Origin of the sequence: Asaccharospora irregularis DSM 2635, assembly GCF_900129815.1 — a bacterium.
Classification (GTDB): Bacteria; Bacillota; Clostridia; order Peptostreptococcales; family Peptostreptococcaceae; genus Asaccharospora; species Asaccharospora irregularis.
In genome coordinates this window covers 24,677-41,029 of sequence record NZ_FQWX01000014.1, presented here as the reverse complement: position 1 = coordinate 41,029, position 16,353 = coordinate 24,677, and the positions used below count along the sequence as shown (strand labels likewise).

General features: G+C 29.3%; 14 protein-coding genes and 1 riboswitch. Of the genes, 9 read left to right on the top strand and 5 right to left on the bottom strand.

Features of this window, described 5'->3' with window-relative positions:
* Positions 1–41: 41 nt before the first annotated feature.
* Complete coding sequence (gene recQ / locus BUB34_RS07345) at positions 42–2,510, top strand: DNA helicase RecQ (protein ID WP_073126038.1); 2,469 nt, start codon at positions 42–44, stop codon at positions 2,508–2,510.
* A gap of 127 nt (positions 2,511–2,637) precedes the next feature.
* On the top strand, positions 2,638–4,233 hold the full coding sequence (locus BUB34_RS07340; RefSeq protein ID WP_073126036.1) for an RQC domain-containing protein: 1,596 nt from the start codon (positions 2,638–2,640) through the stop codon (positions 4,231–4,233).
* Positions 4,234–4,315: 82 nt separating this feature from the next.
* Here the strand turns inward: BUB34_RS07340 and BUB34_RS07335 are convergent, their stop codons facing one another.
* The 4 genes from BUB34_RS07335 to BUB34_RS07320 form a co-directional block, all read right to left on the bottom strand.
* The gene (locus BUB34_RS07335) at positions 4,316–4,903 is read right to left on the bottom strand and encodes a cupin domain-containing protein (protein ID WP_073126035.1); all 588 of its coding nucleotides are present in this window, start codon (positions 4,901–4,903) and stop codon (positions 4,316–4,318) included.
* A gap of 80 nt (positions 4,904–4,983) precedes the next feature.
* Complete coding sequence (locus tag BUB34_RS07330) at positions 4,984–6,138, bottom strand: methyl-accepting chemotaxis protein (protein ID WP_073126033.1); 1,155 nt, start codon at positions 6,136–6,138, stop codon at positions 4,984–4,986.
* A gap of 53 nt (positions 6,139–6,191) precedes the next feature.
* Positions 6,192–6,668 carry an MCP four helix bundle domain-containing protein gene (locus BUB34_RS13085; RefSeq protein WP_073126031.1) on the bottom strand — a complete coding sequence of 159 codons (477 nt, stop codon included), beginning with the start codon at positions 6,666–6,668 and terminating at the stop codon, positions 6,192–6,194.
* 249 nt (positions 6,669–6,917) lie between these two features.
* Positions 6,918–8,288 (bottom strand): MATE family efflux transporter, encoded by a 1,371-nt coding sequence (locus tag BUB34_RS07320; RefSeq protein ID WP_073126030.1) that lies wholly within the window; start codon positions 8,286–8,288, stop codon positions 6,918–6,920.
* A gap of 400 nt (positions 8,289–8,688) precedes the next feature.
* Positions 8,689–8,801, top strand: a riboswitch (TPP riboswitch).
* 294 nt (positions 8,802–9,095) lie between these two features.
* On the opposite strand from BUB34_RS07320, the gene thiC reads away from it, so the two are divergent.
* The 7 genes from thiC (at position 9,096) to BUB34_RS07285 (ending at position 15,708) form a co-directional block, all read left to right on the top strand.
* Positions 9,096–10,397, top strand: a complete 1,302-nt coding sequence (thiC, locus tag BUB34_RS07315) for a phosphomethylpyrimidine synthase ThiC (RefSeq protein ID WP_073126028.1) — start codon at positions 9,096–9,098, stop codon at positions 10,395–10,397.
* A gap of 169 nt (positions 10,398–10,566) precedes the next feature.
* Positions 10,567–10,761, top strand: coding sequence for a sulfur carrier protein ThiS (gene thiS, locus BUB34_RS07310; RefSeq protein ID WP_073126026.1), 195 nt, complete (start codon positions 10,567–10,569; stop codon positions 10,759–10,761).
* 1 nt (position 10,762) lies between these two features.
* Positions 10,763–11,560: a sulfur carrier protein ThiS adenylyltransferase ThiF gene (gene thiF / locus BUB34_RS07305; RefSeq protein WP_073126024.1), complete on the top strand. Its 798-nt coding sequence runs from the start codon at positions 10,763–10,765 to the stop codon at positions 11,558–11,560.
* Positions 11,561–11,585: 25 nt separating this feature from the next.
* Positions 11,586–12,356 (top strand): thiazole synthase, encoded by a 771-nt coding sequence (locus tag BUB34_RS07300; RefSeq protein WP_073126022.1) that lies wholly within the window; start codon positions 11,586–11,588, stop codon positions 12,354–12,356.
* Between the two features lie 12 nt (positions 12,357–12,368).
* The gene (gene thiH / locus BUB34_RS07295; protein WP_073126020.1) at positions 12,369–13,472 is read left to right on the top strand and encodes a 2-iminoacetate synthase ThiH; all 1,104 of its coding nucleotides are present in this window, start codon (positions 12,369–12,371) and stop codon (positions 13,470–13,472) included.
* Complete coding sequence (locus BUB34_RS07290) at positions 13,472–14,092, top strand: thiamine phosphate synthase (RefSeq protein ID WP_073126018.1); 621 nt, start codon at positions 13,472–13,474, stop codon at positions 14,090–14,092. The genes thiH and BUB34_RS07290 overlap by 1 nt, the downstream gene beginning before the upstream one ends.
* A 248-nt stretch (positions 14,093–14,340) precedes the next feature.
* Entirely contained in the window at positions 14,341–15,708 is a 1,368-nt protein-coding gene (locus BUB34_RS07285; protein ID WP_073126016.1) for a GTP pyrophosphokinase, read from the top strand.
* Between the two features lie 103 nt (positions 15,709–15,811).
* Here the strand turns inward: BUB34_RS07285 and BUB34_RS07280 are convergent, their stop codons facing one another.
* A complete protein-coding gene (locus BUB34_RS07280) occupies positions 15,812–16,351 on the bottom strand; it encodes a manganese efflux pump MntP (protein WP_073126014.1) in 540 nt (179 codons plus the stop codon).
* Between the last annotated feature and the right edge of the window lie 2 nt (positions 16,352–16,353).

Sequence of the window (16,353 nt, the reverse complement as noted above, 5' to 3'; positions counted from 1 at the left end):
TATTATTATTTAAGGTAACAATAATTTGAAGGAGAGTATAAATGAACATAAAACCTTTAGACATACTATCTAAATACTATGGATATACAAGTTTTAGAAATGGTCAAGAAAGTATTATAAATTCAATAATTAATAAAAAAGATGTGCTAGCTATAATGCCAACAGGTGGAGGGAAATCAATTTGTTACCAAGTTCCAGCACTTTGTTTAGATGGTATAACTATAGTTATATCGCCACTAATATCATTAATGAAAGACCAAGTAGATGCACTTAAATCTATGGGAATAGAAGCAGAGCTTATAAATAGTTCTTTATCTAATAATGAATACAATCAAGTACTAGATAATATAGAAAATGATAGATATAAACTACTTTATGTAGCTCCAGAGAGACTTGATAGTATAGAATTTATAAATTTAATAAGAAATAAAGATATAAGTCAAGTTGCAATAGACGAAGCCCATTGTATTTCTAGTTGGGGACATGACTTTAGACCAAGTTATAAAAGGATACCACAATTTATAAAAAGATTAAATAAAAGACCTATAGTAACTGCATTTACTGCAACAGCTAGTGATGAAGTAAGATATGATATTAAGAGTATACTTGATTTACAAGAACCAGATGTTTATATCACTGGATTTGATAGGGAAAATTTATCTATAAATATAGTTAAATCTTCTTCAAAAAACAGATACTTGTTAGATTATATAGAAAACCATAAAAATGAAAGTGGAATAATATACGTAGCGACTAGAAAAGAAGTAGAAAGTATATATGAAGGATTGCTTAAGAGAAACTATTCAGTTTCTAAATATCATGCTGGATTAAATAATGAAATAAGAAAAGAAAATCAAGAAAAATTTATAAATGATGAAATAAAAATAATGGTAGCCACCAATGCATTTGGAATGGGAATTGATAAATTTAATGTTAGATGGGTCATACATTACAATATGCCTCAAAGTATAGAAAACTATTATCAAGAAATAGGTAGAGCTGGAAGAGATGGAGAGCCTAGTGAATGTGTGCTTCTATTTACACCAGGAGATGTACATACTCAAAAATATTTAGTAGAAGTAGGTATAGATAACCCAGAAAGAAAAAGAATTCAATATAAAAAACTTCAGCAAATGGTAGACTTAGTTTATAGCAATGGGTGTTATCGAAAAAGTATATTAAATTACTTTGGAGACGAGTTAGAAGATAAATGTGATAATTGCAGTAACTGCTTAAATGAAGGAGAAGTAATAGATAAAACATTAGATGCTCAGAAAGTTATATCTTGTATAGCTAGAATGAAACGAAGTTTTGGTACAACTATGATTATAGATGTTTTGAGAGGGTCTAAAAATAAAAAAGTAATAGACCAAAAATTTAATGATTTAACTACTTATGGTATTATGAAAAACTATGGGGCAGAAGATTTAAAAACTTTTATAAATACACTTGTAGCTCATGGATTTTTAGAAGTTGTTGAAAATATGGGAGTAAGAGGCAGTTATCCAACTATAAAGTTAAATGAACAATCTATGAGAGTAATAAAGAATGAAATAAAAGTTGAATTTAAAGAATCTAAAGTGACTAAGTCTAGATATGTGGAAAATGAACTATATGAAAGATTAGTAGGGATTAGAAGTGAAATAGCTAGAGAGAATCGTATAGCACCATATATGGTATTTGGAGATGCAACCCTAAGAAATATGGCTAGTACTTATGCAGTTACTAAAAATGAAATGCTAAATATATCTGGAGTAGGAGAAGTAAAGTACGAAAGATATGGTTATAAATTTGAGGAAATAATACAGAAGTATATAGAAGAAAAGAATATAAATAAAGAAGAAGTTTTGAATACTTTAGAGACTAATAAAAGAACTATTGCTAAAGATAATGAATATTTTGAAGTTACAACAGATAGCAAATTGTATGAAAGACTAAAAGATTATAGGTTGAGTGTATCTAAGTTAGAAGGTACTTTACCTTATATGGTGTTAGGAGCAAATACTTTAAAAGAAATAAGTGGTAGATATCCTTTAGAAGAAGAACAGTTAAAAGATATAGGGGGAATTGGACCTGTCAAAATAACTAAATACGGTGAGGATATTATAAATATAGTAAAAGGACACATAGAAGAAAATAATATAATACCTAAATGGGAAGAAAAGAAAAGACTTAAGCTTGTACTTGATGGAGACAGTCGAAAAACTGATGAAATAGTATTAGACTTATTAAATCAAGGCAATGATATAAAAGAAGTTTGTAATGAAACTGAGGTTTCTTTATCTACAGCACTTGGATATGTATGTGATTATATTAAAGATGGAAATGATATAAATTTCAATATTAATTTAAAAGCATTGTATAGTGAAAATGATAAAGATATGATAAAAGATGCAATAGATAAATTTGGATATGAAAAAATAGGAGCTATAAAAAAGGTTCTCCCTGATTATATTAAATATGAGAATATAAGAGCTGTAATACTAGAAGGACTGTTAAATGATAAGTAATTAAGAAATATTAATTACTTAGGAAGCCCCTATTAAATCAATATTTAGTGATATATTTTATTAATTTTATTTCTGTATTTTGTTTATAAAATTAAATAATATAAAAATTTAAGACACAACACTCGGTATGGGTATAGATAAGCCTAATATTAGATGGGTTATACACTATAATATGCCACAGAGTATAGAAAATTATTATCAAGAAATAGGTAGAGCTGGAAGAGATGGAGAGCCTAGCGAATGTGTGCTTCTATTTACACCAGGAGATGTACATACTCAAAAATACTTGGTAGAGGTAGGAATAGAAAACCCTGATAGAAAAATAGTTCAATATAAAAAACTTCAGCAAATGGTAGACTTAGTTTATAGCAATGGTTGCTATAGAAAAAGTATATTAAATTATTTTGGAGATAAACTAAAAGAAGATTGTAATAATTGTAGTAATTGCCTAAATGAAGGTGAAGTAACAGATAAAACTTTAGATGCCCAAAAGGTTATATCTTGCATAGCTAGAATGAAAAGACCTTTCGGTGTAACTATGATAATAGATGTTCTAAGAGGTTCTAAAAATAAAAAGGTAATGAGTCAGGGGTTTGACACATTGAGTACTTATGGAATTATGAAAAATTACTCATCGGAGGATTTAAAGACTTTTATAAACACGCTTGTATCGCACGGATTTTTAGAAGTAGTAGAAAATATAGGTGTTAGAGGAAGCTACCCAACTATAAAGTTAAATGAACAATCTATGAGGGTAATAAAAAATGAAATAAAAGTTGAATTTAAGGAATCTAAAGTTACTAAATCTATGTATGTAGAAAATGAATTATATGAAAGATTGGTAGAGATTAGAAGTAATATAGCAAGAGAAAATAAGATAGCTCCATATATGGTATTTGGTGATGCTACTCTTAAAAATATGGCGAGTATATATGCAACCAATAAGGATGAGATGCTTAGTGTGGCTGGGATAGGAGAAGTCAAATACGACAAGTATTGTCAACAATTTGAAGAAACTATAAAGGTGTACATAGAAGAAAAAGGTATAAATAAAAAAGAATTGCTAAAACAGTCTAAAAAGGATAACGTTAAAAATTGCTCTACAAATAAAGAATTTTTTGAGGTTAATACTAATTACGAATTATATGAGAAATTAAAGGAATACAGGTTAAAAGTCTCTAAGTTAGAAGGAGTACTCCCATATATGGTGTTAACTCTAAATACACTTAAAGAGATAAGTGGAAGGTATCCTTTAGATGAAGTTAAGCTAAAAGATATTGCAGGGATAGGTAACGTTAAAATTGATAAATATGGTGAAGATATAATAAAAATAATAAAAGAGTATGTTGAAAAAAATAATATATCTCCTGAGTGGCAAGAAAAGAAAAAGCTTAAACTTGTACTAGACGGTGATAGTAGAAAAAATGATGAAATTGCTTTGGATTTATTGAATCAAGGTAAGAGTATAAAAGAGGTTTGTGATGAGATAGAAGTTTCTACATCTACAGTGCTTGGGTATGTATATGATTATATTAAAGGTGGAAACAAAGTTCACTTTGCGATAGATTTGAAATCTTTATATAGTGAAAATGAAAAGAGTAGTATAAAAGATGCGATAAATAGATTTGGTGATGAGAAAGTAGGTGTTATAAAAAAGGCTGTTGCTGATGAAATAAAGTATGAAAGTATAAGGGCGGTAATATTAGAAAGGTATATTGGATAGTATATAAATTTATAATTTTACGTAAAAACAGCTCTATGACAAATTAATATTATCATAAAGCTGTTTTTATAAAATTTTTAAATTAGTATCTGTTGTTATGTTCAGCAGCTTCTGAATCTGCTTTAGTTTTATGAACTGTATCACGGGGATGTTCAGGTGGAGCGTAAATAGCATATAATTTAAGTGGTTTGTCCCCTGTGTTAATTACATTGTGCCATTTACCAGCTGGTATCATAATAGCGTAGTCATCGGATACTTTTCTTTGAAAATCCAAGCTATCTTCGCTATCTCCCATTTTAACAAGTCCTTGCCCATCTTCGATGCGTATAAATTGATCTCCCTCTGGATGAATTTCTAAACCTATATCATCACCGACATCGATGCTCATTAATGTAACTTGTAAATTTTCTCCTGTCCATAAAGCAGTGCGAAAAGTATCATTTTGAGTAGTAGCATCATCGATATCAATTACAAATGGATTAGGACCATAATCTTTTAATTCAGCAGCAGGTCTCTTAAATCCTGGTTTATAGATTTGTTTGTTAGCACGTGGAGTATTTTTATTTGTATTACTCATCTGTGAGTTAAGCCAAAGAAGGTACGAGTACATATTATATGTTGGTACCTCAACCCAGTAAGGGTATTGATGTGGCTTAGGAACATTGTACATATTTATCACCCCTTGTATAGACTTTATAATATTATATGGTCTATGTTCATAGAAGGTGATTAGATAATCTAACTGTATATTTAGTATTCACTCATACTAAAGTTATCATCTCCATCATCGCTAAAGCTAAATTTTTTACTATATGCATCTGTATTTTTTAGTACAAAACTCTCAATAAGTGATTTTAGCATTTGAGCTTGACCACTTAACTCTTCGCTAGATGCTGCACTTTCCTCTGCTGTTGCTGAATTTGTTTGAACTACTGATGAAACTTGTTCTACTCCCAATGAAACTTGGTTAATTGCAGTCGCTTGAGTTTCTGATGCTATGGCTATTTCATTTACCAATTGATTTGTTTGGTTCGTTGTATCAATTATCTTTTCTAAAGATTTAGCCGTATTATCTACTATTTCAGTACCATTTTCAACTGCTTTAATTGAATTTTCTATAAGTGCAGCTGTATTTTTAGCGGCCTCTGCTGATTTTGCTGCTAAGTTTCTAACTTCATCAGCGACTACTGCGAATCCTTTACCAGCAGAACCTGCTCTTGCTGCTTCTACTGCTGCATTTAATGATAATATATTGGTTTGGAATGCTATATCATCTATAGTTTTTATTATTCTGCCTATTTCACTAGATGTAAATGATATTTCTTCCATAGCCTGAACCATTTGTTTCATTTGGTCGTTTCCGTCACTAACTTGTTTAGCTGAGCTTAGTGTTAAATCATTAGCTTTTTGAGCATTTTCTGCAGTATACTGAACTTTTTGAGCTATATCAGATATAGTTGCAGTTAATTCTTGAATTGAACCTGCCTGTTCAGTTGCACCTTGGGATAGCATTTGAGCTCCACTTGATACTTGTTCAGAAGCTCCTTCAACTTCATCTGCTGCTAAATTTATTTGAGTCATGGTTTCACTTAAATCATGTGTTATTTTATTTAGAGATTTTTCTATATTTTTAAATATACCTATGTATTGTGCACTAGGTTCTACCATGAAATTACCTGATGCAACTTCTCCTAGAACATACACTGTATCATTTATAATACTTTTAATTTCTTCTCCCATTTCGCTTATAGTATTTGACAAATGACCTAATTCATCTTCAGATCCGTAATCCAAATCTATATCAAAATCACCTTTAGCCATTTTATTTGAAGCTTTTTCTAATTCTTTAATTGGATTTAATAATGACTTAGTAATAAATATACATATAAATACACCAAGTGCCATAGTTGATATACTTACTACCGTTGCTACTATTTTGGAAGTTGATACTGTTTTTATTACTTCGCTATTAAATTCTTTTCCGCGGGTTTCTGCATTTTATAAAGTTCATTCGCAATTTCTGATGCACGATTATATTCGCCCTTAGATATAGCAGTGAAGACTTCTTCGCATGAGGATTTATAGTTTTTTATTGATTCCTTAAATTCCCTAGTTAAATCAGTTTCCCCACCTAAAGATTTAGTTATCACATTTATTCTTTGATCAAGACTATCAAATGCATCTAATGCATGTTTTCTAGCTTCAACTTCATCTTTTTCAATAATAGATCTTCCTATATTTCTAGCTATTGTAACTAAGTCTCTACGAACCCCCATAGATTGATTAGTTAATTGATATGGACCTTCAAATAACTCTTGGTTTAATTGACCGGCTTTATTAAGATTAGATATTGCATAAAAGTTCCCAAATGCGGCTAGCCCTATCAATATTATAAAAGATACAGCTAGTTTTTTCCCTATTTTCCAGTTTTTCATGTGAATCTCCCTATAAATATAAGATATTACTTTTTAAGCTATAAGTTGAATTAAATTTTCAAACTATTTATATACTATAATCCTCCCTTCTTTTATAAAATCATTTGTTTTTATTTCTACTTATTGCCATCTTGAATTTTGTACGGATACTAATTTGAATACTTTACATAATTTTCCATTTTTAGAAAAAACTGCATAAACTTTATCAGTGTTGAATAATTTTTATCAAAAACTATACTTAATTTGATATTAGCCGTTTACCATGTTTTTAAGCCATTTAAATGATTTAAATCTTCTATTCATAAGAACAACTTTAATCAGTTCTTCTACCATAGCAAAAGATACTACTATATGAATAGGTAGTTTCAATACAAACGCAGCGAAAAATGCTAAAGGAATTCCTATTAACCATAAAGTTAAGGCTTGAAGGATTGAGCCGTAAGTCGCATCTCCACCACCTCTTAAAATTCCGACTATCATAACTGAGTTGTAAACTTTGACTACTAAAACTAATGAGTAAATATAAAGTATATATTCTGAACTCAATTTAACAGCATCAGATATATTAAAGAAAGAAACTACAGGTTTTGCACTTATTGCCATGAATATAGCCAATAAAATAGATATTCTTATAGAGATACTACAGATTTTTTTAGATGCTTCAATAGCCTCTTTTTCTCTATTTGCGCCTATTTCATTTCCTATTATAACTACCGATGCATTTGCAAGCCCAAATGTAACTATCATAAATAGGTTCATAACTGTACTACATATTTGTATTGATGCTGTAGCACTAGTACCGATTCTAGCGTATATGGCAGCGTAAGTTATATTACCTAATGCCCAACAAGTTTCATTTAAGAATATAGGCATGGTCACACTATATAATGTAGAAGATAGTTGCTTAGGTAAAACAAAAATATCTTTATACTTTAATTTTAAGACATCAATCTTAGAGTATACTACAGATAATACTATTAAACATTCAATAATCCTAGCTATCAGTGTAGCTATTGCTGCCCCTTTGATTCCTAGCGTAGGGAATATCCATAGACCAAATATTAAAAAGGCATTTAAAACTCCGTTAACTATAAGTCCTATAAAACTAGCCCACATAGGAAGGCGTGTATTACCGATACTTCTAAGTCCGCTTGCAAATGTAAATGTTATTGTAGTAAAAAAGTAGCTTAGAACAACTATTCTTAAGTAAGTTGCACCTATTCTTACGACTGATGGATCATTATTAAATAAAGCTATTATTTTTGATGGTATTATAAGACCTAAAGCCATAAATAATAACGTTAAAATTATATTGAAAAATAATGACTTTGATAAAACTCTTTTTATATTAGCATGATCTTTTTTACCCCAAAGTTGAGCAATAAGAACTCCAGCACCTATTGCCAATGCATTTGAAAGTAGTGAAAATAAAAAATAATATTGATTTGCTATACCAACAGATGCAAGTTCTATTTCTCCAACTTTTCCTATCATCATAGTATCTAGCATGTTAAGAGAAGATGTTATCAAGTTTTGTAATGCTATTGGTAGTGTAATTATAAATAAATATTTGTAAAATTCCTTATCCTTTTTATATTTTTCTATAGTGTTTTTTATCATTTATTACCTCCTGAATACTTATTTTTTAAATAAAAACACCCACTTGTAGGTTTTTTTCAAGTGGGTGTTCAACACTCATATAAAAGTATAGATAAAGTATATACTCTATCTATATTTTTATATAAAAATTAAATTTTAATTAAAATATCGGTTTAAAAAAATTATACCTAAAATATTATATAATCAAAAAAAAATTTAGTCAACAGTAGGTTTTATTTTAATTGATTCTTTGTATAGCACTGGATAAAAAATTTGAGGAATTGTTTTATTTTGATTAATTTCAAATAAGAGAAGGATTAGGTTATTATTGTAAAGAAATTGGGCTTTAAAGTAATAAATGCAAAAATTGATTGTATTGGGAAAATTGCTATGATATACTTAGCCTATAAAAGAAAATAAATGTTAGAGCTAGGGGCGCTAGAATTGGCTAGCTGAGAGATAAAGCCGTAAACTTACAAACCCTAACAACCTGCTCAAGGTAATGCTTGCGAAGGGAAGCTTTGATTGTAATTTAAATTATAAATAGAAATAGATAGTATTCAAGTAATTGGATACAAATATAATATTTATAAGTAGCTTACAAGTGCTTTCCTTAACATAAGGAAGGCACTTTTTTACGTATAAGGAAATTACAATATATACAACTGTGATCAAGTGATAAATAAGTTTTTATATTACCAGTAATAATTTAAAAATATAAAAGGGTAAATTTAAAAAGTTAATCATTAGCTAGTTATAAAAAATATACATAGTTATTTTAAAGCATTGATTAACAAATTTAAAATATACAAATTTGGAGGAGATAAAATGAATTATACAACACAAATGGATGCAGCTAAAAAGGGCATAATAACTAAGGAAATGGAAGTAGTTGCAAAAAAAGAACAGATAGAAGTTGAAAAATTAAGAGAATTAATAGCAAAAGGTCAAGTTGTTATTCCTGCAAATAAAAATCACAAATCTTTAAGTGCAGAAGGGGTAGGTAAAAATTTAAGAACTAAGGTAAATGTAAACTTAGGGATATCAAGAGACTGTATGGATGTAGACAAAGAAATGGAAAAAGTTAAAACAGCAATAGATATGAATATAGAAGCTATAATGGATTTAAGTAGTTATGGAAAAACTAGAGAGTTTAGAGAAAAACTAATAGATGTTTCACCAGCTATGATAGGATCAGTTCCTATATATGATGCTGTTGGATATTTAGATAAAGAATTAAAAGACATAACAGAAGAAGAGTTTTTAAATGTTATAAGACAACATGCTATAGATGGAGTTGACTTTATAACAATTCACGCAGGACTTACTAGAAGCGTTTGCAAGAAGATAAAAAATAACGATAGATTGACTCATATAGTATCAAGAGGAGGATCTTTATTATTTGCATGGATGGAGTTAAATGATAAGGAAAATCCTATATACACAAATTTCGATAAAATACTTGATATCTGTGAAGAGTATGATGTTACAGTTAGTTTAGGAGATGCATGTAGACCGGGAAGTATAGCGGACTCAACTGATGGAGTACAAATAGATGAACTTATAGTTTTAGGAGAACTTACTAAGAGAGCATGGGCTAGAAATGTTCAAGTTATGATAGAAGGTCCGGGTCATATGGCAATCGATGAAATAGAAGCAAATGTAGTGTTACAAAAGAGAATATGTCATGGAGCACCTTTTTATGTACTAGGGCCTTTAGTAACTGATATAGCACCTGGATATGATCATATAACTAGTGCAATTGGTGGGGCTCTTGCTAGTGCAAAAGGAGTAGATTTCTTATGCTATGTTACCCCAGCTGAACATTTAAGACTTCCAAACTTAGAGGATATGAAAGAGGGTATAATAGCTACTAAAATAGCTGCACATGCAGGTGATATAGCTAAGAATGTGGCAGGCGCTCGTGAGTGGGACAATAAGATGAGTAAGGCTAGAGTAGATTTGGACTGGGAAGAGCAGTTTAAACTGTGTATAGACCCTGAAAAGGCTAGAAGATATAGAGAAGAATCAAGACCAACACATGAGGATAGTTGTACTATGTGTGGAAAAATGTGTTCTATGAGAACTGTAAAAAAAATATTAAAAAATGAAGAAGTTAGTTTAATATAGACTTTTAGCATAGAAAATTAAATTTATAGGATATAGGCTACTTATCTATAAATAGTTATTAATATTTATAGGCATAAATATAAAAATAAATATAAAAATAAATATAAATTTACTATATGGTGGCTTATATCCTAAAAACTTATTTAAATGTAGAGGGGGAGGTGACAAAGTGAAGGTAAATGGTAGAGAGATAGAATTTAAGGAAAATACTACTATAATAGATTTATTAGATGAGTATGGGCTAAAAAAAGATAGGGTAGTAGTAGAAATAAATTTAAATATAATTGAAGAAAGCCAATATGATAATTATATATTAAATAAAGAAGATGTAATTGAACTTATTAGCTTTGTAGGGGGAGGCTAGAATGAAAATTTATGTAAATGAAAAACAAAACGAAATAGAAGAGGGCAAAACTGCCTATGATGTAAGGGATAGCTACAATAAGGGGCATGATATTGTGATTTTAAATGGATATCCAATCAAAGAAGATATCTTGCTAAGAGAAGATGACAGACTGACTTTAATAAAAAGGGGAGAGGTTCCATCCTTAGAAGAAATAGAAAGTTTATTAATAGCAAGACACACTCCAAATGTACATAATAAGTTAAAAAAAGGTAGAGTAGCTATATTAGGTCTTGGAGGTTTGGGTTCTAATATAGCTATATCTTTGTCAAGAATAGGAGTTTCTGAATTAATACTGGCTGATTATGATGTTGTTGAACCTTCAAATCTAAATAGACAACAGTACTTTATCGAAGATATAGGAATGCTAAAGACAGAAGCTTTAAAAAAGCATATCAAAAGAATAAATCCAATGGTTAGGATTATCTCACATAACATAATTGTAACTAAAGAAAATATGTATAAATTTAATGAAGCAGATATAATAATAGAAGCCTTTGACAATCCATCGTGTAAGGCGGAAATTTGTAATCACGTTTTAACCAAAATGAAAGATAAATATCTTATAGCCTCATCAGGAATGGCCGGATATTATGATTCTAATATAATAAAAACTAAAAAGATAAGAGATAAATTCTATATATGTGGGGATTTTGTAAACGAAGCTAAAATAGGAGAAGGACTTATGGCTCCTAGAGTAGCGATATGTGCAAATCATATGGCTAATTTAGCTGCTAAAATTCTAATTGAGAATAAATAATATAAAAAAATAGGGGGTTTTCAAAGTGGATAAGTTAATATTAGGTGGGCATGAGTTTAATAGTAGACTTTTGGTAGGTACTGGTAAGTACGGTTCAAATGAAATATTACCAAAGGTAATAGATGAAAGTGGCAGTGAGATAATTACTATGGCACTTAGAAGAGTTGATTTAGATAATGAACAGGAAAATATACTTACACATATACCTAAGAATATGACAATACTTCCAAACACATCAGGGGCAACAAATCATGAAGAGGCTGTTAGAATAGCTAGAATAGCTCGTAAAATGGGATGTGGAGATTTCATAAAAATAGAAGTTATATCAGATACAAAGTATCTATTACCAGACAATGAAGAAACTATAAAAGCTACAAAAATACTTGCAGATGAAGGGTTTATAGTCTTACCATACATGACACCAGATCTTTATGCGGGAAGAAGATTGATAGAAGCAGGTGCAGCGGCTGTTATGCCACTTGGGGCTCCAATTGGATCAAATAGAGGATTAAAAATGAAAGAAATGATAAGAATTATGATAGATGAATTAGATATACCTATAATAGTTGATGCAGGGATAGGCAAACCATCACAAGCTATGGAGGCTATGGAGATGGGAGCAGATGCAGTACTTGTTAATACGGCTATAGCATCAGCACAAGATCCAATTGCTATGGCAGGTGCGTTTAGATTGGCAGTAGAAGGTGGAAGAAAAGCATATCTTGCCCAAGCTGGAGCTGTATCAGAGTATGCAAATGCATCTTCTCCACTGACAGGATTTTTAGGTGAATTATAGGGGGGATGAAAAATGAGTTTTTATGACGTAATAGAAAGATATAGGGAATTTGATTTCGACAAATACTTTGAAAATGTTACAGACCAAGATGTACTTAGAAGTTTGTCTAAAGATAGACTTGATGATTGTGATGTACTAAACTTACTTTCAAAAACGGCAGAAAAACACTTAGAAAAAATGGCTCAAAAAGCGCACAAGTTAAGTGTTCAATACTTTGGTAAAACAGTTTGCCTATATACTCCTATGTATATAGCCAACTATTGTATAAATCAATGTGTTTATTGTAGTTACAACATAAAAAGTGGAATAAAGAGAAAAAAACTAACTATGGATGAAATAAAAAAAGAGGGAGATGCTATTTCACAAGAAGGATTTAAACATCTGCTTGTATTGACTGGGGAAAGTAGTTTTCACTCTAGCAAAGAATACATAGGTGAAGCGATTGAGATATTGAAGGATAAATTTCCATCTATAGGTATAGAAGTATATCCTATGGAGACAGAAGACTATAAATATATAGTTGAAAAGGGCGTAGAGGGATTGACTGTATACCAAGAAACTTATGATGAGGATATATACAAAAAAGTTCATATAAAAGGTCCTAAGTCAAACTACAGATTTAGATTAGATGCTCCAGAAAGAGGGGCAAAAGCTGGAATGAGGACTTTATCAATAGGAGCTCTTTTAGGACTTAACGATTTTAGGAAGGAAACATTTTTTACAATATTGCATGGGAAATATTTAAAGAAAAAGTATCCACATATTGAATTATCTTACTCTACACCAAGAATGAGACCTTTTAAGGGATGTTTTGAGGAACTTGTTGATATAAGTGATAAAAATCTAGTACAGGCTATGGTTTGCATGAGATTATTTGATCCACATGCAGCTATTAATATATCAACTAGAGAGAGTTTAGAGATGAGAAAACACATAATACCGTTGGGTGTGACTAAACTAAGTGCTGGAGTATCAACAGATGTTGGAGGGCATTCTCAAGATGAACATTCTACCTCTCAATTTGAAATAAACGATGAGAGTGGAGTAAAAGATATAGAGAAAATGCTAAAATCTATAGGATATCAGCATGTATTTAAGGATTGGGAGAGATTTTAGTGTATCTTATAACCAATAGGCATTTGTGTAGTGAAGAAAATTATATAAAAGTGATAGTAGATGCAGCAAAGAGTGGTGTGGAGAATATAATAATAAGAGAAAAAGATCTAGATGATGATTGTCTGGGAAAAGTTTATTTAGAAGTTAGGAAATCCATAGATTTAAATAATATAAAAAATATAAACTTAATTATAAACACCAACATAAATGTATTTGAAAACTTTAATTGTGATGGGATACATTTACCATTTAATAGATTCTTAGAATTACTAAAGGATGGATATAGCTTTAATAATAAAAAAATCATAGGGTTATCGCTTCATAGTCTAGATGAAATAGTTTTATTAAAGAAAATTATAGAAAATAAGGATATAGATATAGATTATATAACACTGTCACATATATATAAAACCAAGTGTAAAGAAAATTTAAAACCTAGAGGTATTACTTTACTGAAAGAAGCGAGGAAATTAACAAGATTAAAGGTGGTTGCTCTAGGTGGGATATTACCATCAAACGTAGATGAGGTTTTAAAATATTGTGATGATTTTGCTGTAATGTCTACAGTTATGATGTCTAGTAATGTAGGAAAAACTGTAGGTGAATACTTAAAAAAATAACAATGTGTATAAATATAGGGATTATAGATGAATTTATAGAAAAAATAAATTTATTTATAGTCCTTTTTGTATGAAATAAGATTATACTATCTAAAATTCTGCACATAAAATCAATATTTTAGACAGCAATATAAAATCATATTATTTATGTATTTGAAATATATGTGAAATTTCAGCATAGAGATTTACTTAAAATAGAAAATAATGATAGAATTAGTTGTAAATATAAAAATCATAGGAGACATAAAATGGGGTTAAAAGAGTTTGAATTTATAGATGAGTCAATAAATATGCTAAATGTAATGAGTCCAATTTTAGAGATAGTATCAGATCAACTTGAAGATCACTTTGAAGATATATTAGAGGAAAAAAATCAAGAATATATTAATATATCATCGAGGATAAAATCAGAATCGAGCCTAAGAGAAAAAATAATTAGAAATAGGTATATAAAAAGATATGAAGAGGCAAAGAATCTTATAGATAGATTGTCCGATCTTATAGGTGTTAGAATTGAGTGTAGGTTTATAGAGGATGAAAATAAAATATATAGACTATTAAAAAAGCACTTCAATAAAACTGATGATAAAATATATTATTATAATAAGGATAATAAGAGTATTAAATTAAAACTATCTGATAAGCAACCAAGTAAACAAAAAAATGGATTTGAGATATACAGGATAGATGGAACCTTTACATATCTCGCTAAAGAAATAAATTTTGAACTTCAAATCAAATCTCTTGTAAATGTGTTTTGGAGTGAAATAGAACATAAAATAATTTATAAAAACAATACTTATTTATTAGCAGATAATTTTCTAAGGGATATGATGGCTTCTATAAAAAATAATTTAACTATGATAGACAATCAACTTCTTAGCATATATAAGAATTTTAATACAAAATCCATGCAGGATAATCAAACAAGAAAAAAAGAAATAGAGAAGGTTTTAGCAAAAATAGCGCATGATGCTTTTTCAGCAAAAATGAGAGATAGTATAGGCTTTGTTGTAGATTTTAAAAAGCCTTGTGAAACCATAATGAGTTATTCATTCAATAAAAAAGACAATAGAAATGATTTATTTTGGGATATAATGTTTGATGAAATCGCCAAATTAAATGATATAGCAAAAAAAGATATTGAGTTTACCAAGTCTATTGAATTTGAATCTGAACCAGAGTTTAATGATTCGTTTTGCAAGAAAATAGGACAACATATAAGAAACAGATTAAACACAGAGTTTCCATGGAACTTATTTTTTAGGATATTATTTGAAATAGAACCGTATAATAATAGACAGGATTTTGAGTGTTTTATCATGTTTATAAAAGGAGAGGTATTATCCGATGAAAGTAAAAATCATATTCTAAATCAATTTAAAGTAAAAGGCGAGTATATAATAAAAGATATATATAATTGTATTTCGGAGACTATTATAGAAGTAGATAGCGTAGAAACAATGTATGATTATAATTTAGAAAAAATAAACTTTTTAGTAAGTGAGACAATATCTTATATTTGTAGAGAGTGCGATAGCTATGAACAGTATATTCTAAATAATAAGGTATTTATTAAAAAACTTAAATCTAAAATTATTCAAATCTTTGAATAAAGGAAAAGTACTTTTAAGTAAACTGTCTCAAATTATAATTTTTATACTTAAATAGAAAATTAAATTTGAGACAGTTAAGTTAATTCTTAAGTTTGATGCTTTATTATCTTAGTTTTAGAAGCATTCTATAAGATATTATGCACATTGCAACTCCCTGAAAAACGTTTGGATGTTTTGGGTTACTTTTAGATAAAACTTTTCCACATAGAAGGCCTGAAATTGTCATTACAAATGAAACTAAGCAGAATATAAAAATACTAACTAAAGTTATATTGTATTGAGAACTAAGAGCTATTGATATAGAAAAACTATCTATGCTAAGGCTTAATGAGAATAACAATATATTTAAAAAAGTAAGTTCCTTAGGAATTTCACTCTGATTTTTTTGGAAAATCATATTGAATCCGAAACCGAATATGATAGTACCAATTAGCGTATATATATAGTTATTTTTAAGCAACACATCTCCTATAAACAAACCTAAAACTATACTAATACCACAAAACAAACTTACCAAAGATGCTAATGTGAAAGTTTTTTTCAATGAAATACCAGACATACCGTATGCTACTGATACAAAAAAAGCATCTAGGGTAAAAATAAAACTTATAATAAGAGTCTGAAGTAATCCTAAGTCTGTCATAA